This window comes from Curtobacterium sp. MCLR17_031, from assembly GCF_003234775.2.
Lineage (GTDB): Bacteria > Actinomycetota > Actinomycetes > Actinomycetales > Microbacteriaceae > Curtobacterium > Curtobacterium flaccumfaciens.
The window spans coordinates 2,263,181-2,288,853 of record NZ_CP126270.1 but is presented as its reverse complement, the minus strand read 5'-3'; the positions used below and the strand labels follow the sequence as shown (position 1 = coordinate 2,288,853).

At 71.7% G+C, this 25,673-nt stretch carries 18 protein-coding genes; 5 read left to right on the top strand and 13 right to left on the bottom strand.

The window, feature by feature from the left end; all coding sequences use genetic code 11:
• Positions 1-108 precede the first annotated feature (108 nt).
• Complete coding sequence (gene glmS / locus DEI96_RS10835; RefSeq protein WP_111024001.1) at positions 109-1,923, bottom strand: glutamine--fructose-6-phosphate transaminase (isomerizing); 1,815 nt, start codon at positions 1,921-1,923, stop codon at positions 109-111.
• A 421-nt stretch (positions 1,924-2,344) separates the two neighbouring features.
• A complete protein-coding gene (locus DEI96_RS10830; RefSeq protein ID WP_111024002.1) occupies positions 2,345-5,044 on the bottom strand; it encodes a helix-turn-helix transcriptional regulator in 2,700 nt (899 codons plus the stop codon).
• Positions 5,045-5,569: 525 nt separating this feature from the next.
• On the opposite strand from DEI96_RS10830, the gene DEI96_RS10825 reads away from it, so the two are divergent.
• Positions 5,570-7,156: an MFS transporter gene (locus DEI96_RS10825; protein WP_111024003.1), complete on the top strand. Its 1,587-nt coding sequence runs from the start codon at positions 5,570-5,572 to the stop codon at positions 7,154-7,156.
• 18 nt (positions 7,157-7,174) lie between these two features.
• On the opposite strand, the gene DEI96_RS10820 is transcribed toward DEI96_RS10825, so the two are convergent.
• The 4 genes from DEI96_RS10820 to aroA form a co-directional block, all read right to left on the bottom strand.
• On the bottom strand, positions 7,175-7,963 hold the full coding sequence (locus DEI96_RS10820; RefSeq protein ID WP_111024011.1) for an inositol monophosphatase family protein: 789 nt from the start codon (positions 7,961-7,963) through the stop codon (positions 7,175-7,177).
• Positions 7,964-7,982: 19 nt separating this feature from the next.
• Entirely contained in the window at positions 7,983-9,155 is a 1,173-nt protein-coding gene (locus DEI96_RS10815) for an ABC-2 transporter permease (RefSeq protein ID WP_146245672.1), read from the bottom strand.
• 378 nt (positions 9,156-9,533) lie between these two features.
• On the bottom strand, positions 9,534-10,580 hold the full coding sequence (rsgA, locus tag DEI96_RS10810; RefSeq protein ID WP_110864004.1) for a ribosome small subunit-dependent GTPase A: 1,047 nt from the start codon (positions 10,578-10,580) through the stop codon (positions 9,534-9,536).
• A gap of 3 nt (positions 10,581-10,583) precedes the next feature.
• Positions 10,584-11,969, bottom strand: a complete 1,386-nt coding sequence (aroA, locus tag DEI96_RS10805) for a 3-phosphoshikimate 1-carboxyvinyltransferase (protein ID WP_111024004.1) — start codon at positions 11,967-11,969, stop codon at positions 10,584-10,586.
• 81 nt (positions 11,970-12,050) lie between these two features.
• Between aroA and DEI96_RS10800 the strand changes: the two genes are divergently transcribed.
• Together DEI96_RS10800 and DEI96_RS10795 are read left to right on the top strand one after the other, a co-directional pair.
• The gene (locus tag DEI96_RS10800; protein WP_111024012.1) at positions 12,051-12,902 is read left to right on the top strand and encodes a sigma-70 family RNA polymerase sigma factor; all 852 of its coding nucleotides are present in this window, start codon (positions 12,051-12,053) and stop codon (positions 12,900-12,902) included.
• On the top strand, positions 12,899-13,141 hold the full coding sequence (locus DEI96_RS10795; RefSeq protein WP_027465838.1) for a zf-HC2 domain-containing protein: 243 nt from the start codon (positions 12,899-12,901) through the stop codon (positions 13,139-13,141). The genes DEI96_RS10800 and DEI96_RS10795 overlap by 4 nt, the downstream gene beginning before the upstream one ends.
• A gap of 19 nt (positions 13,142-13,160) precedes the next feature.
• On the opposite strand, the gene DEI96_RS10790 is transcribed toward DEI96_RS10795, so the two are convergent.
• Positions 13,161-14,570, bottom strand: coding sequence for a LamG-like jellyroll fold domain-containing protein (locus tag DEI96_RS10790; protein ID WP_111024005.1), 1,410 nt, complete (start codon positions 14,568-14,570; stop codon positions 13,161-13,163).
• Between the two features lie 80 nt (positions 14,571-14,650).
• Entirely contained in the window at positions 14,651-15,232 is a 582-nt protein-coding gene (locus DEI96_RS10785; protein ID WP_111024813.1) for a hypothetical protein, read from the bottom strand.
• A 114-nt stretch (positions 15,233-15,346) separates the two neighbouring features.
• Here DEI96_RS10785 and DEI96_RS10780 point away from each other — a divergent pair, with 114 nt between their 5' ends.
• Positions 15,347-15,787: a GNAT family N-acetyltransferase gene (locus tag DEI96_RS10780; protein WP_181440596.1), complete on the top strand. Its 441-nt coding sequence runs from the start codon at positions 15,347-15,349 to the stop codon at positions 15,785-15,787.
• Positions 15,788-15,863: 76 nt separating this feature from the next.
• Here DEI96_RS10780 and DEI96_RS10775 read toward each other — a convergent pair whose 3' ends face one another.
• Complete coding sequence (locus tag DEI96_RS10775) at positions 15,864-19,646, bottom strand: multifunctional oxoglutarate decarboxylase/oxoglutarate dehydrogenase thiamine pyrophosphate-binding subunit/dihydrolipoyllysine-residue succinyltransferase subunit (RefSeq protein WP_181440597.1); 3,783 nt, start codon at positions 19,644-19,646, stop codon at positions 15,864-15,866.
• A 177-nt stretch (positions 19,647-19,823) separates the two neighbouring features.
• Here DEI96_RS10775 and guaB1 point away from each other — a divergent pair, with 177 nt between their 5' ends.
• Complete coding sequence (gene guaB1 / locus DEI96_RS10770) at positions 19,824-21,263, top strand: GMP reductase (protein WP_111024815.1); 1,440 nt, start codon at positions 19,824-19,826, stop codon at positions 21,261-21,263.
• A gap of 94 nt (positions 21,264-21,357) precedes the next feature.
• Here the strand turns inward: guaB1 and DEI96_RS10765 are convergent, their stop codons facing one another.
• The 4 genes from DEI96_RS10765 to DEI96_RS10750 form a co-directional block, all read right to left on the bottom strand.
• Positions 21,358-22,395, bottom strand: coding sequence for a hemolysin family protein (locus DEI96_RS10765; RefSeq protein ID WP_027465832.1), 1,038 nt, complete (start codon positions 22,393-22,395; stop codon positions 21,358-21,360).
• A complete protein-coding gene (locus DEI96_RS10760) occupies positions 22,392-23,792 on the bottom strand; it encodes a hemolysin family protein (RefSeq protein ID WP_071404734.1) in 1,401 nt (466 codons plus the stop codon). Before DEI96_RS10760 ends, DEI96_RS10765 begins: the two co-directional genes overlap by 4 nt.
• 156 nt (positions 23,793-23,948) lie before the next feature.
• Complete coding sequence (locus DEI96_RS10755) at positions 23,949-25,031, bottom strand: NADH:flavin oxidoreductase/NADH oxidase (RefSeq protein ID WP_111024816.1); 1,083 nt, start codon at positions 25,029-25,031, stop codon at positions 23,949-23,951.
• Between the two features lie 9 nt (positions 25,032-25,040).
• Positions 25,041-25,673, bottom strand: a complete 633-nt coding sequence (locus DEI96_RS10750) for an HAD family hydrolase (RefSeq protein ID WP_146246970.1) — start codon at positions 25,671-25,673, stop codon at positions 25,041-25,043.

Here is a 25,673-nt window from a genome sequence, read left to right as displayed (position 1 = left end):
GCCCGGGCGTCGTCAGCACCACCGTGACCAGGACCACGGTGCCGGCGATCGCCAGGGCGGTGAGGACGGCGAGGAAGACCGTCAGACGGTTCACGCGTCGGCGCCCGGCTATTCGACCGTCACCGACTTCGCCAGGTTCCGGGGTTTGTCGACGTCGCACCCGAGCTGCAGGGCCAGTTCGCGGGCCAGCATCTGCAGCGGCACGACGGCTTCGAGCGGACCCCACGGGGCGGTCATCGCGCCCCAGGCCAGGTCACCGGTGCCACGGCGGCCGAGCGCGGGGATGTCCGCGGACTCGCCGCCGATCGTGATGACGAAGCCGCCGCGGGCCCGGACCTCGGCGATCGCCGACTGGATCTTCGGCTCACCGTGGTCGATGACGACCACCGGGGTGCCGTCGTCCACCAGGGCGAGCGGCCCGTGCTTGAGTTCGCCGGCGGGGTACGCCTCGGCCCAGCGGTAGCTGAGCTCCTTGAGCTTCAGGGCCCCCTCGGCGGCGTACGGCAGCCCGGCACCGCGGCCGAGGAACAGGAAGCCCGTGGCCTCCTTGACGCTCGACACCAGCAGCGGCATCCGCTCGGCGGACACCCGCGCGGCGTGCTCGATCCGTGCGGGCAGGTCGAGCAGCTCGTCGACGAGCACCTGGGCGCGCGACGGTTCGATGCGGCCGGACGCCACCATCGCCGAGATCATCGCCGCGACGCCCACCACGACCTGCGCCGTGAACGTCTTCGTGGCCGCGACCCCGATCTCCGGGCCGGCGTGGCAGTCGAGCACGGCGTCGGCGCGTCGGGCGAGCGAGGAGTGCATGTTGTTCGTCAGCGCGAGCACCGGGTGGCGGTCCTCGAACCGGTCCAGGGCGCGGAGCACGTCGGCCGTCTCACCGGACTGGCTGATCGCGACGACCAGGGTGCCCGGACCGAGCACGGCCTGGTCGGCCTCGCTCGCGACGACGATGTCGGTCGGCACACCACCGATCCCGCGCAGTGCGGTCGCGATCACCTGGCCGGCGTTCAGCGACGTGCCGCAGGCGACGATCGCCAGCCGGTGGAAGCCGGCCAGGCCGAGGCCCACCCACATGCTGCCGTCGGCGGTGCGGCGGGTCACCCGGTCCAGGATCGTGGCGACGACGTCGGCCTGCTCGTCGATCTCCTTCGCCATGTGGTCGGTGTGGTCGCCGAGGTCGAGCGCGGCGGCGGCGAACGGGGACGGCGTGGGGAACGGCACGGGCACCGTGATGCCGTCGGACGACCAGGTCCAGGCCTCGCCGAGCTCGACGACGTCGCCGTCGCGCAGCGCCACGAAGGTCTCGCACCACTCGGCGATCGCGCCGATGTCGCTCGCCACGAAGTCACCGCGGCCGGAGCGGGCGACGACGAGCGGCGAACGGTCCGCCGCCACGACCATGCGGCCGTCCCGGGCGTCCAGGACCACGATCGCCCACGAGCCCTCGAGCTGCGCCGTCGCGATCTGCACCGCGAGCATCAGGTCCGGGTCGACCGCCAGCGCCCGCTCGACCAGGTGCGCGATGACCTCGGAGTCGACGTCGGACCGGAAGCGGTGGCCCTGCGCCTCGAGCGTCTGCCGCAGCCGCTCCGCGTTCTCGACGATGCCGTTGTGCACGATCGAGATCCGGCCGGTGCAGTCGGCGTGCGGGTGTGCGTTCGCCTCGCGCACGGCACCGTGCGTGGCCCAGCGGGTGTGACCGATGCCGACGCCGGTGAGCGCGTCACCGGAGCGTGCAGCGACGAGCGTCCGCAGGTCGCCGACGCGGGAGACCGAGCGGATCGTCTCGGTGCGGCCGCCGGCCGTCCGGACGGCGATGCCGGCGGAGTCGTACCCGCGGTACTCGAGTCGTTCGAGTCCGTCGAGCAGGTAGGGGGTCGCGTCGTCAGACACGCGGGCCGCGATGATGCCGCACATCGGCTGTCCCTTCGGGGGAACGAGGGTGGGTGGAACGGGGAGGTGGGACTGGTGCGGCACCGACCGCCGTCGGGTCTGCCGCGCGTCCGGGGCCTCCCGGCCCGGGATCCGACGCCCGTCCTCGGATCAGGCGAGGACGGACGTCGGTGTCGTTGGGCCGAGGGGTTCGGGTACCGGACGGGGTACCGCGGGCTGGCCCCCGGGGGAGGGGCACGGCGGTCGGTGCAGGAGAAGCCTCACCCGCCGCCGACCACACGGCAACACCCGTCGGACGCTCTTGCGGTTCCCCGCGTGCGGTGGCGCACCGCGCTGCGGTCGCGTGCGGACTCCCGCAACCGTCGTCGCACCACGCGAGGGACGACGGACGGGAGGCCCGGTACCAGCTGGTACCGGGCCTCCCGTCCGTCCTGTGGTGCGTCTCCTACGTGAGGAGCGCGACCAGGTGCGATCGCGACCGCGCGCCGACCTTGCGGTAGATCTGCGTGAGCCGCAGCTCCACCGTGCGCTGCGACATGAACAGCGACGAGGCGATCTCGCGGTTGCGGTAGCCCTCGGTGACCTTCTGCACCACCGCACGCTCCTCGGCGGTCAGTGACGTGAGCACCGCCGACGCGTCGGGGGCGCTGCGCGGCGTCCCGGGGAACGCCGGCGAGAGCACCGGTGCGGACCGGATCGACGACGAGCCCGTGCCGAACTGCGGCATCGCCGCAGCCGGCGCCGGGGTCACGAGCGGTCGACGCAGGCCGGCCGCCTCGTACGCCGCTGCGGCCGCCGCGCCGAGACGCGGCCGTTCCGCCGGGTTGCCGACCGCGGCCAACGCCGCGAACGTGCGAGCCCGTTCGTACTGCGAGTCGTGCGGCTGGAACAGCTCCAGCGCACGGCGACGGGCCGGCTCGCGGGTGGTGTCGTCGGCGACGAGCGCGAGGCTCCGCGCCAGCACCAGGGCACCCCAGCGTCCGGGCCGGGCGTGGTGGTCCGCCGCCAGGCGGGCCGTGATCGTCCGGGCGTCGTCGATCCGTCCGAGCCGCACGTACGCCTCGACCAGGTCGCCGAGGTGCCGGAGCACCGCGGGGTTCCGGAGCGACCGACCGATGGCGTCGGCTGCCTCGAGCGCGGTGGCTGCCTCGTCGAGGCGGCCGTCGAGCAGCAGGACCTTGCCGCGGAGCGCGTGCAGCTTCGCCGTCGCACCCCAGAGCCGACTCGTCGAACGGTGCGCGAGGCACCGGTCCACGACGTCGAGCGCCTCGGCGGAACGGCCCTCGGCGAAGTGCCGCCACGCGACGGTGATCGCCCTGGAGGGCTCACGCAACCGCTCGGCGACGGACGAACCGGACTCCCACACGTCGATCGCGCGGAGCGCCTGCCGGAAGTTCCCGGAGCGCACCTCGTTCTCGGCCGTCAGGTAGCGCGCCGCCTCGGTCCACACCGCTGCGGTCTCCTGCCCCCGGGCGAGCACGAGTGCGAACACCCGTCGCGCGCTCCGGTAGCGCTCTCCGATGCTCAGCGCGTGGGCGAGGAGCAGCAGGGCCGGGTCGGACATCGCCACGAGCTCCGACGTCGCGAGCCCGTCGTGCAGCTCGGTGTCGGGCGGCAGCACGCCGTCCACGGCGGCGATGAGCTCCCGCGCGGTCGTCGCGATCTCGAGGGTGTGCGCGGACGCCGACCCCTCGAGCGGTTCGATCCGGTGCAGCAGGTCCTTGGCCTGGTCGAGCTCCCACGCCTCGGCACGGAAGCACGCCACCATGGCCATCAGCCCGGCGACGGCGTCCACCTCGGCCGGGTCGGTCGCGTCGACGGGGACGAGCAGCTCGTCCGCGTGCACGGCGTCACCGCTGAGGTACTCGGCCGAGTACTGCAGGCGGAGCCGGCGGACCTCGTTCGGCGTCGTCCGGAACGGACGGAGCGCCGCGAGGTACCGCGCGGCGAAGCCGAGCAGGCGCTTGCCGAGCATGGCCTCCGCGACCCCGAGGAGCGCGACGTGCTCGTCCTCGGTCCCGCCACCGACGTGCAGTGCACGCTCGGTCAGGGCGATCGCGGCGTGCACGTTGCCGTCCACGACGTACGACCGTGCGGCCTGGAGCAGCGCCACCACGTCGGGGACGTCGTCGACGAAGCTCCGGTGCCACGCGGCCGACCTCGGGTCGGTCTCCGCGCTCGCCGTCGCCAGCTCGGCGTGTGCCGCACGACGGTCACGGGCGGGCATCCGCCAGTAGAGCGCGGAACGGACCAGCGGGTGCCGGACGGTGACGCTCTGGCCGCGGACGGTCGCGAGACCGGCCCCGACCAGGTCGTCCAGCTCGTCGCGGTCCCACGCCGTGGTCTTCGCGACGGGCACCAGGGCGAGCTTCGCGAGGACGTCCAGATCGCGTCCCGCGGCGGGCCCGAGTGCGAGTGCCGCGATGGCCTCGGTCGTCGGAGTGGGTCGGAGCGGGAGCACGATCGGCTCCGCGCCGGTGAGCTGCTCCCGGGTGAGCACCGCGAGCTGTTCGCGGAGCGCGCCGGGGTTGCCGCCGGTCTCCTCGGCGAGGACGGCGAGGACGCCGTCGTTCGCCTCGGCCGGTGCCATGGCCCGGGCGAGGATCAATGCCTCGTCCGATGCCAGCGGTTCGATGCGCAGGGTCGGCAGGGCCGCGAGCGGACCGTCCGACGGCACCGAACGGACCGTCGCCACGACGCGCAGGGCGGTGCCCGCGAGTCGTCCGGCGAGGAACGCGATGAGTTCCTGGCTCTCCGCGTCCATCCGGTCGAGGTCGTCGATGAGGACGAGCGTCGGCGGGAGGGTCAGGGCGTGCACGGCGTCGAGGAAGTCGTGCGCCGCCGCCAGCCCGGCCGTCACGGCGGCCGCGGTCCCGCCGGCCTGCAGCAGGTGGGCGATGTGCGCGGTCGCTCGGGGGTCGTCGAGCGCGGTGAACAGGGAGGTCACCCCGGCCAGTGGCCAACGGGATTCACTCCCGTTGACACCGACCCGGACGACGGGGAGGGAAACGCGGTTCGAGACCGCGTCGAGGACGCTGCTGCGTCCGGAACCAGGGTCGCCGACCACGACCATCGCGGACTCCCGTGGGAGCACTGCGAGGGTCGCGATCCGGTCGACCTCGAGACGTCGACCGGTGAGTGCCATGACTCACCGGCCTCCGGGTCCGGAGGCGGATGCTGCGAGGAGGGCGTCGGCGAACGCGGGGGTCGCTGCGACGGGGCGCACGGAGGCGGACCGGACTGCTGCACGGCGGGTGACCGTGGCGGAGTGCGGACGAGCGGCGGCAACTGAGCGCGCGCCGGAACTGTCGTGGATTGGATGCGGTCGACGAGTGTGGGTGCACTCGGTTCCGCTCGGGAACGATGATGTCATCGTCTGTATCACCCCTCGGGTTAGGGTCTTCGGACGAACACGACCGGTCTGTTCCGCCGTCCGGATCTAGGGAATCCGAGAGCATCACGTGACCTGCCGTCTGGAGCACGATAACTCAGGTACCGGTCCGCGAGGCGGACTCCCGCGACCAGATGTCCAGAACGGTGCCCCCAGTACGGGGGGCCACGACGGGGGAGTGGCACCCGCCCTCCTGACCCCGATCCGGGTCCTCCGGACGGAACCGGGGTACAGGTCTGTCCGGACCTCGTTCGTCGTCGCAGGTGTAGCCAGGACGGGATGTCCAACGCCGAACCGACCGACGCCCGCCTCGATGACCGCACCCGGTGGCGGGCCTTCGCCGTGTGCGTGGCGGTGGCGGCCCTGACGATCCTCGACCTGTCCAAGGTGAACGTCGGGCTGCCCTCGATCGAGCAGTCCCTCGGGGCCACCAGTTCGTCGCTCCAGCTCATCGTGGCGGGGTACGCGCTGGCGTTCGGCCTCGCCCTCGTGCCCGCTGGTCGGCTCGGGGACCTGAAGAGCCGACGGGTCATGTTCATCGTGGGGCTCAGCGCGTTCACCGGATCGAGCCTGCTGTGCGCCGTCGCACCGAACATCGAGGTCCTGATCGTCACGCGGATCCTGCAGGGCTTCGCCGCCGGGATCCAGATGCCCCAGGTCATCGGACTCGTGCAGCAGCTGTTCCGCGGGCCGGAGCGGGGCCGCGCGTTCGGGCTCTTCGGGGCGATGATCGGCATCTCCACCGCCCTCGGGCCTACCATCGGCGGTGGCCTCATCGCGATCGGCGGCGAGGAGTCCGGCTGGCGGCTGCTGTTCTGGATGAACGTGCCCCTCGGGATCGCCGCACTGCTCTTCGCCGTCCGCCTGCTGCCGAAGGGTGCCCAGGGGAAGGCGCAGGACCGTGAACTGGACATCGTCGGCATCCTGCTGCTCGGCGCCGCGATCATCACCCTGATGCTGCCGTTCGTGCTGACCAGCGGCGGGGGTGGTTCCGCGACCCGCTGGTTCTGGCTGGTCGGCTTCGCGGTGTTCCTCGTGCTGTTCGTGCTCTGGGAGCAGCGGTTCAAGCGGCAGGGCAAGTCGCCCGTGGTGCACTTCGAGCTCTTCCGGCTGTCGTCGTACCGCAACGGGCTGTCGATCGTCGCCGTCTACTTCGCGGCGCTGCCGGCGTCGTTCCTCATGGTCACGCTGTACCTGCAGGAGGGCCTCGGGCTCTCGCCGCTGTTCGCCGGCATGGTGAGCATCCCCTTCGCCGCGACGAGCGCCGTGGGCTCCTACGTCGGCGGACGGATCGTCGACCGGGTCGGGCGGGCGCTGGTCGTCGCCGGGCTCGGGATGGTCGTCGTCGGCTTCCTGCTGCTCATGGTCGCCGCCGTCGCCACCCCGCCGGAGGTCACGCCGTGGGCGATGGCGGGCGCGTTCCTGGTGGGCGGACTCGGTGGCGGGTTCGTGGTGTCGCCGAACCAGACCCTGACCCTGGCCGAGATCCCCGTCGAGCAGTCCGGGGTGGCGGGGTCGATGCAGCAGCTCGGGCAGCGTGTCGGCACCGCGATCGGCACCGCCGTCGCCACGAGCATCTTCTACGGGATCGTGCGGAGCGAGGCGGCGGGCTCGGGTTCCGGTGGCTCCGGCGCTCGTCTCGACGCGTACCACGACGCGTTCCGCAGCGGCACGACGTTCACGGTGTCGCTGATGGCGCTGGCGCTCGTGCTGGCCGGTGCGGACCTGGTGGCGCGTCGTCGGGCGGCGCGGCGGTCGGACGGGGACGCCGAGCACTCGGACGCGGCTGCGGGGTCCGCCGAGCGCGCCGGGGCGAACGGATCCGCCGAGCGGACCGAGGCGCCGGGGTCCGCCGAGCGGGGCTGACCTGCCCGCCGACCGTGCCTAGGAGTCGCGGCGGATGACCTCGACGACGGCGTCGTGCACCAGGCCGTTCGATGCGAGCGCGCTGCCGTGCCACGGCCCGGGATCGCCGTCGAGCGAGGTGAAGCGGCCACCGGCCTCTTCGACGATGGGGACGAGGGCTGCGATGTCCCACGGCTTCAGGTCCGGTTCGCCGGCGACGTCGAGGACGCCCTCGGCCACCATCATGTACGACCACATGTCGCCGTAGGCCCGGGTCCGCCAGACCCGACGCGACAGATCGACGAGCGGCTCGAGGCGGTCGTCGTCGTCCCACTGCTGGATGCTGTTGTAGCTCAGGCTCACGTCGGCGAGCTCGGACACCCCGGAGACCCGGAGCGGTCCGTCCATCGAGAACGCGCCGGAGCCCTCGGCCGCCCACCAGCGCTTGCCGAGGGCGGGGGCGCTGACGACGCCGAGCACCGGGCGGCCGTCGACCGCGAGCGCGATGAGGGTCGCCCACACCGGCACGCCGCGCAGGTAGTTGGCGGTGCCGTCGATCGGGTCGACCACCCACTGGCGGTGTCCTTCGCTGACGGCCTCGGCCCCGGTGTCCGCCGTCGTCTCCTCGCCGAGGAACGCGTCGTCCGGTCGCTCGGCGGCGAGCCGCTCGCGCAGGGCACGTTCGACGGCCTGGTCGGCGTCGGTGACGTGCGTGCTGTCGGCCTTCTTCGTCACGTGCAGGTCTGCGGCACGGAAGCGCTCGAGGCTGATCGCGTCGGCGGTGTCGGCGAGGGAGCGGGCGAAGTCGAGGTCGGCGCTGAGGTCCACGTCGCCCAACCTACCGTCGCTACGCGGCGACGACCTCTTCTTCCTCGAGCCGGGTGACCTCGCGCTCGCGGGCGATGCGGGTCCGGCGGGCGACGAGTCCGTGCACGACGACGCAGAGCAGGAGCGCGGCGGCCAGCCAGAGGGCGAGCACGAGCGACGAACGCCCGAGCGAGGCGTCCGGGAAGTACTGCAGGTCCTGTGCGGCCTGCAGCCACGCGGCACCGCTCCAGAAGGTGTGCAGGGCGGCGAAGAACCCGGGCTGGAACGCCGGCTGGAAGATCCCGCCGGACGACGTGAAGTTCAGCATCACGAACAGCATCGTGAGGATCGGGGTGGTCCACCGGCCGAGCACGGGGTGCAGCCCAACGCCGAGTGCGACGATGATCGCGTCGTAGAGCCAGGCGAACAGGAACACCTGCCAGTGGTGCGTGGTGATGACGCCGTAGATCGGTCCGGCGACGATCACACCGATGCCGGCGACGACCCCCGCGGTGGCGAGTCCGATGACCGCGGTCCACACGGCACGGAGCTTCGTCGCGACCGAGGCCACGGCGATCGCGGACGCGTACCCGCCGACGCTCAGGGCCACGAGCAGGAAGAACAGCCCCTGGCCGGTGGTGTCCTGGTCGCCCGTGGGCACGACGTCGACGACCCGGAACGGCACGTGCTGGTCGTAGGCGATCGGCAGGAAGACCTTCTGCGCGGCGCTCGCGGTGGTCTCCGACGCGGCGGTCGAGACGTAGAGCGTGGCGCCCGTCGCCGTCGGCGCGTACACGGCGGCGAGGTCGCGGTCGCGCACCTGCTGCTCGGCAGCCTTCGTCGATGCGACGACGTGGGCAACGAGGGCACCGTCGGACTGGTCGGTCACGGTCTGGGCGAACACCTGGGTGGCCGCGCCCTGGCCGACGATGCCGACGGGCAGTTCCTGCGGGGCCGGGGCGTGGAAGGCACCGAGGTAGGCCAGGCCCATGCCGGCGGCCAGGAACAGCGGCACGAGGATGTGCGAGGCGAACGTCAGCAGCACGCGACCGAGGCCGGCGGGGCGCAGGACGCTGTCGGACCGCTGCGGCTTCGGGGCTCGTGGGGACTTGTGGGTGGGGGAGTGGTGCGCGTGCGACGTCGTCGTCGTGCTCGGGGACGGGGCGTCGACAGCGGGGGTCGGCGCAAAGTTGTACTTTGCAACTTCAGACACGACCGCAACTGTACAACCCCGATGCGTGCTTGTCGACGCCAGGCTGGTGCCGAGGCGCCGTCCGGTGCGAGCTTGCCCACTCCGTGCGAGGCCCGCGAACCCGCACGGAGTGCACAACCTCGCACCATTCGTGCGCCCCTCGCACGGTGCGAGGGGCGCGGTGCGAGGGGGCGCGGTGCGAGGGGTCACAGTGCGAGCGGGAACCGGAGTGGTCACGACTCACCGCGCGCCGGCGCTCGAGCGGTCACGAACTGTCGGGTGCCGCCCCTCCAGCCGACAGTTCGTGACCCCTCGGCGCACATACGGCGGGGTGTCGTGACCAGCCACCGACCGACCAGCCGCCGACCACCGGCCGCCACCCCGGCACCGCCCGCCGGGCTACTCGGAACCGGGGTCGGACGCGCCCATCCCGGTCAGCAGCGCCCGGAACGAGTCGAGCCGCTCCACGCCGGTCGGCCCGAGCTCCCCGTCCTGCACCCGGTCGACGATCTCCCAGTCGTGCGCCTGCGCCAACGGGATGCCGTCCCGCGCGGGCAGCACCGGCACGGCGTGCGACGCGAACGCCCGGAAGACGTTCGCGGGGTCGACGTGCCCCAGGCCGAAGGACCGCACACCCGGCGTGTCGATGATCCACCCGCCGTCGCGGACCCGCAGCGCGATCGACGAGGACGACGTGTGCCGCCCGCGACCGGTCACGGAGTTCACGACGCCGATCGCGCGCGTCGACCCGGTCAGGGCGTTGACCAGGGTCGACTTGCCGACACCGGAGTGCCCGACGGTCACGGTCACCTTGTCGTCGAGGAGCTCGTGCAGCGCCTCGAACGGGACGTCGTCCGATCGGCTCGTCACGATCCGCAGATCCAGGCACGCGAAGTGCGCCAGGAACGCAGCCGGGTCGGCGAGGTCGGTCTTCGTGATGCAGAGGATCGGGTCGAGGCCGGCGTCGAACGCGGCCACCAGGTACCGGTCGATCAGGCGGGTGCGCGGCTCGGGGTCGGCGGCGGCCACCACGATGAGCATCTGGTCGGCGTTCGCCACGATGACGCGCTCGACCTCGTCGGAGTCGTCGGCACTCCGTCGCAGCAGGGTGGTGCGCTCGGCGACCTTGACGATGCGCGCGAGCGACCCGGGGTCGCCCGAGACGTCCCCGACGAGCGACACGTGGTCACCCGTGACGACGGACTTCTTGCCGAGCTCGCGGGCCTTCGTGGCGGTGATGACGTGGTCGTCGATCAGCACGCCGAACCGCCCGCGGTCGACGTTCGTCACCCATCCGACGGGGGCATCGTCGTACGTCGGCCGGGTCTTCGTGCGCGGTCGGTTGCCCTTCGGGTTCGGACGCACCCGGACGCTCGACTCGTCGTACTGCCCGTACGGCTCGTCCGCGTCGGAGTCGTCACCGTCGGCGTCGTCCCACCAGCTCATGCGTCAGTCCCCACTCACCGGTGCAGCGGACACCGAGGACGCCACGAGCGCGGCCCACAGCTCCGGGAACTGCGGCAGCGTCTTCGCGGTCGACCCGATGTCGTCGACGGCGACGCCGTCGACGACGAGGCCCACGATCGCCCCCGCGGTCGCCATCCGGTGGTCGTCGTACGCGCCCCAGGCGCTGCCGTGGAGCGGCGCCGGCTCGATCCGCAGGCCGTCGTCGAATTCGTGCACCGCGCCTCCAGACCGGTTGAGGTCCGCCGCCAGCGCGGCCAGGCGGTCCGTCTCGTGCCCCCGCAGGTGGCCGATCCCGGTGATCTCGCTCGGTCCGTCCGCCAGCGCGGCCAGCGCGACGAGCGCCGGAGCGAGTTCGCCGCCGCGGCTCAGGTCGAGCTCGAGACCCGGCAAGGAGGCCCCACCGCGGATCCCGACGCCGCCGTCGACGACCAGGTCGTCACCGTCACGGGCCACGCTCGCCCCCCACAGGGGCAGGAGCGTCTCGAGGTCGGCACCGACCTGCGTCGTCTCGGTGGGCCAGGTGCGGATGCGCACCGTGCCGCCGGCGACGAGCGCGGCGACCGCGAACGGCGCGGCGTTCGACAGGTCGGGCTCGATCGTGACGTCACGCGCGCCGATCGGGCCGGGGTGCACGACCCACTCGCCGACCGACGGCTCGTCGACCCGGACGCCGCGGGCGCGGAGCGCCGCGACGGTCATCTCGATGTGCGGCATGCTCGGCAGGCGTTCGCCCACGTGGGTGAGGTGCAGGCCCTCGTCGAAGCGGGGCGCCGACAGCAGCAGGCCGGAGACGAACTGCGAGGACGCCGACGCGTCGATCGTCAGGGCGCCACCGCGGACCGAGCCGGTGCCGGTGAACGAGAACGGCATCGAACCGCCGCCGTCGTCCGTGACGTCCACACCGAGGTCCACGAGTCCCTGCACGATGGCGTGCATCGGCCGCTTGCGGGCGTAGGGGTCGCCGTCGACCGTGACGGGACCGACGGCCAGGGCGGCGAGCGGCGGCAGGAAGCGCATCACGGTGCCGGCCAGCCCGCAGTCCAGGCGGACGTCGCCGTGCATCGGGGCGGGCGTGATCCGGAGGTCCGGGCCGTAGGGGTTCGGGGCGGTGCCGGCCGCCGGCTCGAGCTCCTCGATGCCGACGCCGAGCGCACGGAGGCCCGCGATCATCAGCGCCGAGTCACGGGAGTGCAGCGGGAGCCGGATCGTCGAGGGGCCGTCCGCGAGGGCCGCGAGCACGAGCTCCCGGTTCGTCAGCGACTTCGACCCGGGCAGCGCGACGTCACCGCGCAGCGGACCCCCTGCGACCGGGGCGATCCAGGGGTCGGCGGGCTGGGCCCCGCTGTGGGAATGCGTCGTGTCTGCCATCGGTTCACCAGGGTACTGAACGCACCGGGAGGATCAGTGGCGACAGCAACACTCGCACGAGAGCGGACCGGCACGGCGACCGTGCTGACCGCTGTGCCGACGACGCTCGGCACGCTCGGCCTAGACTTGGCGGCGATGACGACCGACGAACCGCAGGCAGCTCCGCACCACTTGGTCGACGAGACCGAGGTGCAGCTCGACGCCGTCGAAGAGGAGCACGAAGCCCTCGACGACGCCGCAGACGAGCCGGTGGACGCGAAGACCGTCTCCGAGGCGGAGCTGCGGTCCCTGTTCGAGGACCAGGCCCTGCCCTTCATGGACCAGCTCTACGGTGCGGCCATGCGGATGACCCGCAACCCGGCCGACGCGTCGGACCTGGTGCAGGAGACGTTCGTCAAGGCCTTCGCCGCGTTCCGCCAGTTCAAGCAGGGCACGAACCTGAAGGCCTGGCTGTACCGGATCCTCACGAACACGTTCATCAACACGTACCGCAAGAACCAGCGGAACCCGTACCAGGGCACCATCGACGAGCTCGAGGACTGGCAGCTGGGCGGCGCGGAGAGCGTCACCCAGTCGATCTCCGCCCGGTCCGCCGAGGCCGACGCGATCGACCACCTGCCGTCCTCCGCCGTGAAGGACGCACTGCAGGCCATCCCGGAGGACTTCCGGATGGCCGTGTACTTCGCCGATGTCGAAGGCTTCTCGTACCAGGAGATCGCCGACATCATGAAGACCCCCGTGGGGACGGTCATGAGCCGCCTCCACCGTGGCCGCCGGCTCCTCCGTGGGCTCCTGGCGGACCACGCCCGTGAGACCGGCATCGTCCCGGACGCAGCGTCGACGGCGACGATGCGTGGACGGGGACGAGGCGCGGCACAGACGACGAAGGCAACCGCGGCCACGGGTCGCACCGGACGGAAGGACGCACGATGAGCGGCTGCGACTGCTCGAAGGCGAAGGCCGAGCTCGAGGAGTTCCTGCACGACGAGCTCCGGCACGAGGACGCTGCGGACATCCGTGAGCACATGGACGGCTGCGAGGACTGCCAGACCGAGCACCGCGTCGGCGTCGTGCTCATGGAGACCGTGCGTCGTGCCTGCAAGGAGACCGCTCCCGACCAGCTGCGCAGCGAGATCCTCGCGCGGATCCGGGTGGAGCAGGCGACGCACTGACGCCGCGCCGGGCCGGCGATCAGCGGCCGGCCAGGTGGTGTGCGGCGATGGCGTCCGGGTCGAGGACCCGGTCGTACACCCGCACGGTGTCGACGTCGCCGCGGAACGTGTAGTCGGTGGGCTGGCCGGGCCAGGGCGCGAGTGACTCACGCCCGACCCGCCAGTGGCCGTCGTACTGGTGCGCGCCCCTGACGTCGGTCCGCGTGCCGACGAGCACGCCATCGAGCCACAGCTCGGCGCGACCGACCCGCAGGGTGCCGACCGCGTGGTGCCACTGTCCGTCGTCCACCCGTGCTGTCGATCCGGTCGCGAACCGGAAGCCGTTCGCAGGTCCCTGCACCCCGTACATGAGCTGGCCGGTGGCGCCGACGTACAGGTGTCGGTCCTTGTAGGACGAGGCCGAGTCCTGGCTCGAGCTGAATCCGAGGATCCGGCCACCGGCGCGGTCGGTGCGGAACCACACCTCGATCGAGAAGACCTGGGGTGCTGCCGTCGGGGTGTTCGTCGCCACCCGGCTGTCGTCGGTCTCGAAGTGCATCGAGGGGTTCCCGGAGCACGGGCCGTCGTTCCGGACGGGCCCGAGTCGCCCGGTGCCGTCCGCGCCGTGGCCGCTGGTGTCCCGGACGGCGTTCCCGCCCTTCTCGTCGAAGTCCCACGCCAGCACGGGCGCGTCGAGCGGTCGAGCGAAGCACGGGAACGACTGTGTCCGGAGTGACGATGCGGTGGCGGTCGTGCCGCTGAACCCGGCTCCGGCGACCACGGTCAGGGCGACCGCCGTGACTGCGACTGCGGCCATGGTCGGCAGCGCCCACGAGGAGCTCTGCGCGGACGCGACCCCGGGGGCGACCGCCGGACTGGTGGTGTCCCATCGGGGTGCACCGCACCGCGGGCACGGCAGCCCGGCGATGACCCCCCGGTCCGCGCGAGCGGCGACGACGAGCACCGCGGCGGCAGCGGCGGCGAGCAGGAGCATGGTCCAGGACCGCTCGCGGACCCAGACTCCGGGGAGCCCGACGCCCGGGAAGCGCAGGACGCCGACACCGAGGACGGCGTCCGGAGCGACGGCCGTTCGGTCGGCAGTCGGGTTGGCGTCCCCGCGCAGACGCAGGGCCCCGTCCTGTTCGACGCGCTCGAGCCGGTGCAGCCGGAGTCGGTCCCGGTGGTCCGGGTCCTCGACGAGCAGCACCCGTCTGGCCTCGAGGTCGTCCGGTCCGACGGGCATCGCAGCGACGACGTCACCGGTCCGGATGCCGGGGGCCATCGAGTCGGAGACGACCGTCGTGACGTGCCACCCGAGCGCCGCGGGGAGCGACGCCCACAGTGCGAGCAGCAGCACCGACCAGAGGACCGTCCGCGCTGAGACCGCGAGGAGCAGCCGAGGCAGGTCGCCGACGCATCGGACGTGACGGCGGGTGGCGACGTTCGGCATCGGCTGCTCCTCGGGTCGGGCGGGACGGGCGGGACGGGCGGTTCTGGCGGGACGGATCGGGACGGGGACGGGGACGGGGATCAGTCCGTCTGCGCTTCCCACACGAACGTGGTGCCGGCCTCGGACGACTGCACGGTGTTCGGCGCGCCCTCGCTCAGGTCGTAGCTGAAGCGGTAGGTCGTGCTCGCCGTGCCCGTCGCGGGCTGCCACGCGTCGACGCCGGTGCCGAAGGACTCGGACGCCATGAGGCCGGCGAGCGTCCCGTCGTGCACGGTCGTCGTCGTGGTGAACGTGCTGCAGTCGCCGGGGGTGCCGAGGCTGCCGCGCTCGACCGTCAGTCCGACGTGCTCGGCGAGGGAGTCGGCGTCGGTTCCGTCTGCGGCGTAGAGCTTCACGGTCGAGGCGTTGGTGGTGTTCGCCGTCACGGTGATGCAGTTCGAGCCGGCGGACCCGGGCACCAGGTCCTCGACGTCGAACAGCGCGACGCCCTGGTCGTCGTCGCTGAGGGAGACGGCGCCGGTGCGCCAGCTGTTCGCGGCGTTGTCGGTGCTGCTCGAGAAGGCGGCGTACGAGGCCGTGGCGATGAGAGCGCCGCTCGCGACGACGGCGAGCGGGAAGGCGATCCAGGCGGCGGTGCGGCCGTGGCGGGAGGTGATGTGCATGGCTGTCCTGTCGGTTGGTTCACCCGGCGGGTGATATGACAGCAGCGTATATGAATATCAGTTGTTATGGAACCCCGTCGCAACACGACCGACGGCCCGGGTAGGTTGGCCGACATGACCCTCTCCGTCGAGTCGACCACCACCTGGTCCGACACGGACGTCGCCGACGTCGCCGCTCTCGTCCGCCTGCTCGGTCACGACGTCGACGACGCGTCGATGCGCGCCCGCCTCGACCGGCTCACCCCCGAAGCCGGGCACCGCACGTGGGTGGTCCGCGGAGACGACGGCCGGGTCGTCGCGGTCGCCGGCGCGCAGGTCACGTGGGCGTACGCCAGCGACGAGCCGACGGCGCAGCTGCTGCTGCTGGTCGTGGACGACACGGCCAGGAGGCTCGGCACCGGTTCGGCGCTCATCGGCACGTTCGAAGCATGGGCGGTCGAGCAGGGCGCCCGTCGCCTCAGCGCCGTCAGTGCGGCCGCGACGGACAACGCGCACCGGTTCTACCAGAAGCGCGGGTACCACGACGCCGGGGTGCGGTACACGAAGATCGCGTAGCGCCGCCGACCTGGCGAACGTCGAAGCGCCCCGTGCAGGAGTCCCTCGGACTCCCGCACGGGGCGCTTGCTCGCGACTAGGCCGACGCGCTCAGTGCCGTGTCGATGACGTCGGCGGCCTCCTGCGCGGAGCGCTTCGAGGAGCCCGTGGCCGGCGCGGCACTCGCCGAGCGGGCCGCGACGGACAACGGCCGACCGCCCAGGTGCGGCGACAGGTTCATGCAGACGAACGGCCAGGCGCCCTGGTTCTCCGGCTCCTCCTGCGCCCACACGACGTCGGCGTCCGGGTAGCCCGCCAGGACCTCGAGGATGCGGTCGAGGGGGAGCGGGGCGAGCTGCTCGAGGCGGACGAGTGCGACGTCGGTGACGCCGCGCTTGTCGACCTCGGCACGCAGGTCGTGGTGCACCTTGCCGGAGTGCAGCACCACGCGACGCACGGCGCTCTTGTCGGAGATCCGCGCGTCGTCCAGCACGGGCTCGAACGTTCCCGTCGTGAAGTCCTCGACCGCGCTCGTCGCCTGGCGGAGCCGGAGCATCGCCTTCGGGGAGAACACGATGAGCGGCTTCTGCGGACGGGCCCAGGCCTGCCGGCGGAGCAGGTGGAAGTACGAGGCGGGGGTCGACGGACGCGCGACGATCATGTTGTCCTCGGCGCACAGCTGCAGGTAGCGCTCGATGCGCGCCGACGAGTGGTCCGGCCCCTGGCCCTCGTACCCGTGCGGCAGCAGCAGGACGAGGCCGGAGCGCTGTCCCCACTTCTGCTCGGCGGACGAGATGAACTCGTCGATGACGATCTGGGCGCCGTTCGCGAAGTCGCCGAACTGCGCCTCCCAGAGCACGAGGGACTCGGGTCGTTCCACCGAGTAGCCGTACTCGAAGGCCATCGCCGCGTACTCGCTCAGCAGTGAGTCGTACACGTAGAACCGGGCCTGGTCCTCGGTGAGGTTCGACAGCGGCAGCCACTCCTGGCCGTTCACCCGGTCGTGGAACACCGACTGGCGCTGGACGAAGGTGCCGCGTCGGGCGTCCTGTCCGGCGAGGCGGACGGGCTTGCCCTCGACCAGGATCGAGCCGATCGCCATGAGCTCCGCCATCGCCCAGTCGATGCCGCCGTTGCGCGTCATCTCGGTGCGCTTGGTCAGCAGCTGCTGCAGCTTCGGGTGGATCGAGAACCCGGCGGGCGGGTTGCTGTGCGCGTCGCCGATCGCCCGGACGAGCTCCTCGGACACGGCGGTCTCGTGGACCTCGACCTCGGAGTCGTCGCGCTGCGCGGCCGGGCGTTCGAGCCCCTGCACCGCACCGTCGTCGTCGACCTCGATGACCGGGATGGTGCCGGTCTGTGCCTCGTGCGTCTCGGCGAAGGCGCGTTCCAGGCGGTCCTGGAAGTCGCGGTGCGCCTCGTCGTACTCCTCTTGCGTGATGTCGCCGCGGCCGACGAGGGCCTCGGTGTACAGCGTGCGGACGGAGCGCTTCGCCTCGATGAGGTTGTACATCAGCGGCTGCGTCATCGAGGGGTCGTCGCCCTCGTTGTGCCCACGACGGCGGTAGCAGATCAGGTCGATCACGACGTCGCGGTGGAACTCCTCGCGGTACGCGAAGGCGAGTTCGGCGACGCGGGCGACGGCCTCGGGGTCGTCACCGTTCACGTGGAAGATCGGCGCCTGGATCGTCTTCGCGACGTCGGTGGAGTACACCGAGCTGCGCGCGGACTCGGGCGGGGTGGTGAACCCGACCTGGTTGTTGATGACGAGGTGGACCGTGCCGCCGGTGCGGTAGCCGCGGAGCTGCGACATCTGCAGCGTCTCGACGACCACGCCCTGGCCGGCCATCGCCGCGTCACCGTGCACGAGCACGGGGAGCACACCGAAGCTGCCGGGGGCCTCGCGGTCCTGCTTGGCGCGGACGATCCCCTCGAGCACGCCGTCGACGGCTTCGAGGTGGGACGGGTTCGCGGCGATCGTCACCGGGATGCTCGAGCCGTCGGACGTGCGGAACACGCCCTCGGTGCCGACGTGGTACTTCACGTCGCCGGAGCCCTGACCGGACACCGTGCCCGGCAGCGAGGACCCCTCGAACTCACGGAAGATCTGCCCGTAGGTCTTGCCGGCGATGTTCGTCAGCACGTTCAGGCGGCCGCGGTGGGCCATGCCGATCGCGACCTCGGCCAGCCCGGCTCCGGCGGAGTGCTGGATCAGGGTGTCGAGGAACGCGATGGTGGACTCGCCGCCCTCGAGCGAGAAGCGCTTCTGGCCGACGTACTTGGTCTGCAGGAAGGTCTCGAACGCCTCGGCCTCGTTGAGCTTGCCGAGGACGCGGAGCTGCTCTTCCTTCGAGGGCTTCGAGTACGGCACCTCGATGCGCTCCTGCACCCAGCGACGCTGTTCCGGGTCCTGGATGTGCATGTACTCGATGCCGACCGTGCGGCAGTAGGCGTCGCGCAGGATCCCCAGGACGTCGCGGAGCGGTGCCGAGGTGGTGCCGGCGAGGCCGCCGGTGACGAACTCGCGGTCGAGGTCCCAGAAGGTCAGCCCGTGGCTCTCGATCTCGAGGTCGGGGTGCGTGCGCTGGCGGTACTCGAGCGGGTCGATGTCGGCCATCAGGTGTCCACGGACGCGGTAGCTGTTGATGAGCTCCTGCACGCGCGCGGTCTTGTTCACCCGGTGCGCCAGGTCGACGTTGATGTCGTTCGCCCACTGGATCGGCTTGTAGGGGATCCGGAGCGCGGCGAAGATGCCGTCGTAGAAGCCGTGCTCGCCGATCAGGCGCTCGTGCACGTGCTTGAGGTACTCGCCCGAACCGGCGCCCTGGATGACACGGTGGTCGTAGGTGCTCGTCAGGGTGATGGTCTTGCCGATGCCGAGCTCGACCAGGGTCTTCGACGCCGAGCCCTGGAACTGCGCCGGGTACTCGAGGGCGCCGGCACCGATGATCGAACCCTGCCCCTTCGTCAGACGGGGGACCGAGTGCACGGTGCCGATGCCGCCCGGGTTGGTGAGCGAGATCGTCGTGCCCTGGAAGTCCGCCGGGGTGAGCTTGTTGTCGCGGGCGCGCTTGACGAGGTCCTCGTAGGCGGAGAGGAACTGGCCGAACGTCAGGGTCTCTGCTCGCTTGATGCTCGGCACCAGGAGCGAGCGGGTGCCGTCCTTCTTCGGGACGTCGATCGCGATGCCGAGGTTCACGTGCGCCGGGGCGACGACGAACGGCTTGCCGTCGCGCTCCTCGTAGAAGACGTTCTGGCTCGGGAAGTCCTTGAGCGCCTGCACCATCGCCCACCCGATCAGGTGCGTGAAGGAGATCTTGCCGCCGCGGGCGCGCCGCAGGTGGTTGTTGATGACGATCCGGTTGTCGATCATCAGCTTCGCCGGGATGGTCCGGACGCTCGTGGCGGTCGGGACCGTCAGCGAGGCGTCCATGTTCGACGCCAGCGTCTTCGCCATGCCCCGGAGCGGGGTCGCCACGTCCTCGTGGGTCTCCTCGTGGTCGTCGGCGGCGTCGTTCGCCTCGGCCGGGATCGGCTGCGGTGCCGGCTGGCGCGAGGTGGTCTTCGCCTGGATCGGGCCCGACTTCGCCTCGCCCGGGGTGTCCCCGGTGGCCGGCTGCTGCGTCGACGACTGCTGCTGGGTCGGTGCCTGCTGCGAAACCGGGGCCTGCTGCCCAGCCGGCACCTGCTGCCCGGGGGCCCCCGCCGGAGCCGAAGCGTCAGCGACCTGCGTGCGGTGGTAGCTCTCGAGGACCGGCCACCAGGACTTGTCGACCGACTCCTTGTCCGTGACGAACTGCTCGTAGAGCTCGTCGACGAGCCACTCGTTCGCCCCGAATTCGCCCGCGGTCTCGTCCGTTCCGGTCAGATGGCTCGACACAGCCGATCGCCCACTCTCCGTCGATAGATGCTCGTGTGTGTCGTGCGGAGCAACCCTGCGCCGCACAGGTGCCAAGCCTAGCCGCTCCGACATGTCCGTTCCGTGTCAGCCGCGGCGCGAGTCGGCAGTCCCCGAGCACCCGGTCGGGGCCCTGACGGGAGCCGTACAGTGGAGCGCATGAGGTTCTACGAGACGCGGCCGACGCACGACCTGACCTACTCCGACGTCTTCCTCGTCCCGAGCCGTTCCGGCGTGACGAGCCGCTTCGACGTCGACCTCGCGGCGAACGACGGCAGCGGTGCCACGATCCCGATCGTCAGCGCCAACATGAACTCCGTCACCGGCCCCCGGCTCGCCGCCACCCTGGCCCGCCGCGGTGGTCTGGGCGTGCTGCCGCAGGACATGCACCTGCAGGACCTCGACGCCGCGATCCGCTGGGTGAAGGACCAGCCGGTCGACTTCGACACCGCCTACGACATGGGTGCGCAGACCACCGTCGCCGAGGCCCTCGAGCAGCTCCTGCCGGTGGCCGGCCGTGGTGTGGTCGTCCGCGACGCCGACGGCGAGTACCTCGGCTGCGTGCCCGCGACCCGCCTCGGCACCGCCGGCCCCGACGCCGTCGTCGGTGACCTGCTGCACGGCGCCTCGACCGCGATCGACGCCGAGGACGCCGGCACACCCCGCCACGTGTACGACGTGCTCTCGGCCGCCGAGGTCGACTTCGCGCCGGTCATGCGGCACGGCCGGGTCGTCGGGACCACGAGCCAGACGAGCGCGATCCGCTCCGACATCTACACGCCCGCCGTCGACGCCTCCGGCCGGCTCCGGGTCGCCGCCGCGCTCGGCATCAACGGCGACGTCGCCGCCAAGGCCAAGGCGCTGGCCGCCGCGGGCGTGGACGTCCTGGTCCTCGACACCGCGCACGGTCACCAGGACGGCATGCTCCGCGCACTCCGCACGGTCGCGTCGCTGCAGCTCGGCATCCCGCTCGTCGCCGGCAACGTCGTCACCGCCGACGCCGTCGCGCACTTGGTCGGGGCCGGAGCGGACATCATCAAGGTCGGCGTCGGACCGGGCGCCATGTGCACCACCCGCATGATGACGGCCGTCGGTCGTCCGCAGTTCTCCGCGGTGCTCGAGACCGCCGCGGCGGCCCGCTCGCTGGGCGCACACGTCTGGGCGGACGGCGGGGTGCGCTACCCGCGCGACGTCGCCCTGGCGCTGGCAGCCGGGGCGTCCGCCGTCATGATCGGCTCGTGGTTCGCCGGCACGCTCGAGGCCCCCGGCGTCCTGCGCCGCGACGCCGCGGGCAAGGCGTACAAGGAGAGCTGGGGCATGGCCTCGGCGAAGGCCGTCCGCGAGCGCTTCGAGCGGCTCGACCCGTACGAGCGGGCCCGCAAGGCGCTCTTCGCCGAGGGGATCTCGTCGTCGACGATCTACCTCGACCCGGAGCGCCCGAGCGTCGAGGACCTGCTCGACATGATCACCACCGGCGTCCGCAGCTCCGCCACCTACGCGGGCGCGTCGTCCCTCGCCGAGTTCTCCGAGCGCGCGCTGGTCGGCATCCAGTCCGCCGCCGGGTACGAGGAAGGCAAGCCCCTGCCCGTCAGCTGGTAGCGCGGACGGGGCGCGTCGCCCTGGTCGCGACCACGAACGGACGGGAGGCGCGGTGCCAGCTGGCACCGCGCCTCCCGTCCGCCTGCCGGTGGGTCTACCGGCGTCGGGTCGCGTCCTCGACCTCGCCCACCAGTTCTTCGAGGATGTCCTCGAGGAACAGCACGCCGATCGTGCGGCCGTCCGCGTCGAAGGCGCGGGCCACGTGGCGGCCGGCGGCCCGCATGGTCGCGAGCGCGTCCTCGAGGTCCATCTCGGTGTACAGCGAGATGAGCTGGCGGATGCGCTTCGGCGGCACCGGATCGTCGAACTCGTCCGGTCGCAGGTCGATGACGTCCTTCACGTGCACGTAGCCGGTGGGGGAGCCGTCCTCGCCGACGAGCACGTAGCGGGAGAACCCGCGCTGTGCCACGGCGTGCTCGACGTCGGCGGGGGTGGCGTCGTCGGGCAGCGTGACGAGCTCGGCCATCGGCACGGCGACGTCACGGACCTTCTTCTCGGTGAACTCGAACGCCAGGGCGAGCTTGCCGTCGTCGGTCAGGGTGCCCTCGCGGCGGGACTGCTCAACGATGGTCTGCACCTCCTCCACCGTGAAGGCGCTCACCGCTTCGTCCTTGGGCTCGACGCGGAACAGCCGCAGCACGGCGTTCGCGACCTCGTTCAGGCCGACGATGACCCAGTGCAGGCCGTGGCCGATGTACCAGAGCGTCGGGACGAGCAGCAGTGCGGCGCGGTCCGGCATCGAGAACGAGATGTTCTTCGGCACCATCTCGCCGAAGACCACGTGCAGGAACGACACGAGCAGCAGCGTGAACACGAAGGCCACGGTGCCGATCACCTCGGCGCTCCAGCCGGTCAGGTGCAGCGGGACCTCGAGCAGGTGGTGGATCGCCGGCTCGGACACGTTCAGGATGAGCAGCGAGCAGACCGTGATGCCGAGCTGGGTCGTCGCGAGCATGCGGGTGGCGTGCTCCATCGCCCACAGCGTCATCTGCGCGGCCTTCGAGCCCTCCTCCGCGCGGGGCTCGATCTGCGAGCGGCGTGCGGAGATGACCGCGAACTCGGCCGCGACGAAGTACGCGTTGCCCATCAAGAGGACGACGAGCCAGAAGATCCCCCACCAGTCGGAGCTCATCGGGTGCTGCCCTTCGTCGTGGTGGCCGAGGCCTTCGTGGTGGTCGGGGTGCTCTTGGTGGACGGGATGATGATCGCGGTTGCCGCCGTGTCGGTCGACGGGCGCGTCGGGGTCCAGCGGATGCGGTCGATCCGACGGCCGTCCAGCCGCTCGACTCGGAACACCCCGCCGTCCAGGGGCACCTCGTCGCCGACGACGGGCAGGCGGCCCAGCGTCGACATGACGAACCCGCCGACGGTCTCGTACGGGCCCTCCTCGGGCACCTTCACGCCGGCGCGGTCTTCGAGCTCGTCGGGACGCAGCAGGCCGGGGAAGGTCAGCCAGTCGCGGGAGCGGACCACGTCGATGCGGGCGCGGTCGTGCTCGTCGGAGACCTCGCCGACGATCTCCTCGATCAGGTCCTCGAGCGTGACGACCCCGGCGGTACCGCCGTACTCGTCGACGACGATGACCATCTGGTAGCCGCGACCGCGGACCTCGGCGAGCAGGGTGTCGCCGGGCATGGTCTCCGGCACGCGTTCGGCGTCGGTCATGAGGGCCCCGACGGGGACCTCCGGACGCTTCTCGCGGGGCACGGCGACGGCCTGCTTGACGTGCACGATGCCGACGACGTCGTCCGCGTCCTCCTCGATGACGGGGAAGCGGCTGAAGCCGGTCTTGCGGGCGAGGGCGATGACGTCCTCGGCGGACTCCGACACGCGGATGGTGGAGAGCCGCGGGCGCGGGGTCATCACGTCGCTGGCGCTCAGCTCGGAGAACGAGATGGTGCGCTCGAGGAGCGTCGCGGTGTCCTGTTCGAGCGAGCCCTCGGACGCCGAGCGGCGCAGCAGCGAGGTGAGTTCCTCGGCGCTGCGGGCACCGGAGAGTTCCTCCTGCGGCTCGATGCCCAGCGACCGGAGCACGGCGTTCGCGGTGCCGTTCAGCAGTGCGACGGCGGGCTTGAAGACCGTCGTGAACGCGATCTGCAGCGGCACCACGAGCCTGGCGGTCTGCAGGGGCAGCGCGAGCGCGAAGTTCTTCGGCACGAGCTCGCCGAGGATCATCGACAGCAGGGTCGCGATGACGAGCGCCACGATCGAGCCGACGGTCTCGACGATGCCCTCCGGCAGGTTCATCGCCAGGAACGGCGCCTCGAGCAGCTTCGCGATCGAGGGTTCGAGCAGGTAGCCGGTCAGCAGCGTGGTCAGCGTGATGCCGAGCTGTGCGCTGGACAGGTGCGTCGAGGTGACCTTCAGCGCGCCGATGACCGGTGCGAGGCCGGCTTCACCGCGGTCGCGCCGCGCTTCGACGTCGGCGCGGTCGAGGTTGACCAGCGCGAACTCGGACGCGACGAAGACACCCGTGCCGAGGGTCAGCAGGATGCCGCCGATCAGCATGACGATGTCGATCGGACTCATGATTCACCCCCGTTCGCGCACAGGGATGACGTGCAGCTCACCGAGTGAGCGGCGGATGAGTGAGGCGAAGAACTATTCGGGGGATCGTCCACAGTGCTGCCAATCGTACTGCCTGCGCGGTCGCTGAACCGTGAATCCGTACAGAACCGACCGCGCCTAGGCCGTGATCCGCGCGCGGTGGTACTGCTGCGGCTCGTAGTCGACCGGCACGCGGAGTTCGACGGCGGCACGGAGCGCGAACGACGGGTCGCGGAGCATCTCGCGACCGATCATCACGACGTCGGCCAGGCCGGTCGCGACGATCTGCTCGGCCTGGAACGCCTCGGAGATCATGCCCACGGCGATCGTCGGGATGCCGGCGTCGCGCTTGATCGCCGCGGCGTGCGGCACCTGGTAGCCGGGGCCGACCGGGATCGGTGCGCTCGCGACGTTGCCGCCGGTCGACACGTCGGCCAGGTCGGCGCCGTGCTCGGCGGCCCAGCGGGCGACGACGGTGGTCTCGTCGAGCGTGAGCCCGCCGTCGACCCAGTCGGTGGCCGAGAACCGGACGACGATCGGGAATCCCTGGCCGACCTCGGCGCGCACGGCGTCCACGACCTCGAGCAGCGCGCGGGCACGGTTCTCGAGCGAGCCGCCGTACTGGTCGGTGCGCTGGTTGCTCAGCGGCGAGAGGAACTGGTGCAGCAGGTAGCCGTGGGCCGCGTGGATCTCGACCAGGTCGAACCCGGCCTCCACGGCGCGGCGGGCGGACTGCGCGAAGGCGAGGGCGACGACCCGGATGTCCTCGACCGCGAGCTCGCGTGGGACGTCGTAGCCGTCGAAGGCCACGGCCGACGGCGCGACCGTCGTCCAGCCGCCCTGGTCGGCGGGGACGGTGCCGTGCGTGGTGTCCCAGGGGCGGTGGGTCGACGCCTTGCGGCCGGCGTGCGCCAGCTGGATGCCCGCCGCGGCCCCCTGCTCGTGCAGGAAGTCGACGATCGGCTTGAACGCGTCGCGCTGCTGGTCGTTCCACAGCCCGAGGTCCTGCGGGGTGATCCGTCCCTCGGGCACGACGCCCGTCGCCTCGACCACGACCGCGCCGGCGCCGCCCTTGGCGAAGCCGCCCAGGTGCACGAGGTGCCACGGCGTCGGGACGCCGTCCTGCTGGTCCACCGAGTACTGGCACATCGGGGAGACCCAGATGCGGTTGCGGACGGTCAGGTCACGGACGGTGATCGGGTCGAACAGGGCGTGCGTCACGCGGGCTCCTCAGAGGACGGGTGCCGGCGCCTCGGCCAGTCCCGTCAGGAACGACCGCAGCGACGCCGGCGACGTGTAGTGGTGGCCGACCGCCCCGATCGCTTCCGCACCGGTGGCGTTCTCGGCCCTGTTGTCCACGAACACCATCTGACCCGGGTCGATTCCCAAGCGCGCACAGGTGTCGCGGTAGATGGATGCCGCGGGCTTCAGGACGTGCTCCTCGGCGCTCACCACGACGGTCTCGAACAACGAGCCCATCGGGGAGCGGCGGTACGGGTCACCGAAGTCGAAGCCCGCGTTCGAGAGCAGGGCGACACGGGTACCGGCGTCGTGCAGCTCCTCGACGATCTCGAGCGTCTCCGGCTCGACCTCGAACCACCCGGTGAAGTCGATCGCCCAGAACCGGTGGATCTCGGAGATGCTCCAGGTCCGTCCGGTCCGTTCCGCGATGGCACGCCAGTACGCCACGACGGACAGGTCGCCGCGGTCCAGGTCGTGCCGGAGCTCCTGGTACACCGGGAACAGCTCGTCGGCCGGGACCCCGGTGGCGGCCACGAGGGCGTCCCGCGAGGCGTGCGGCGTCCGGCTGATCACCTCGCCGTAGTCGAAGACCACCACGCGACCAGGCAGGAACAGGCTCAT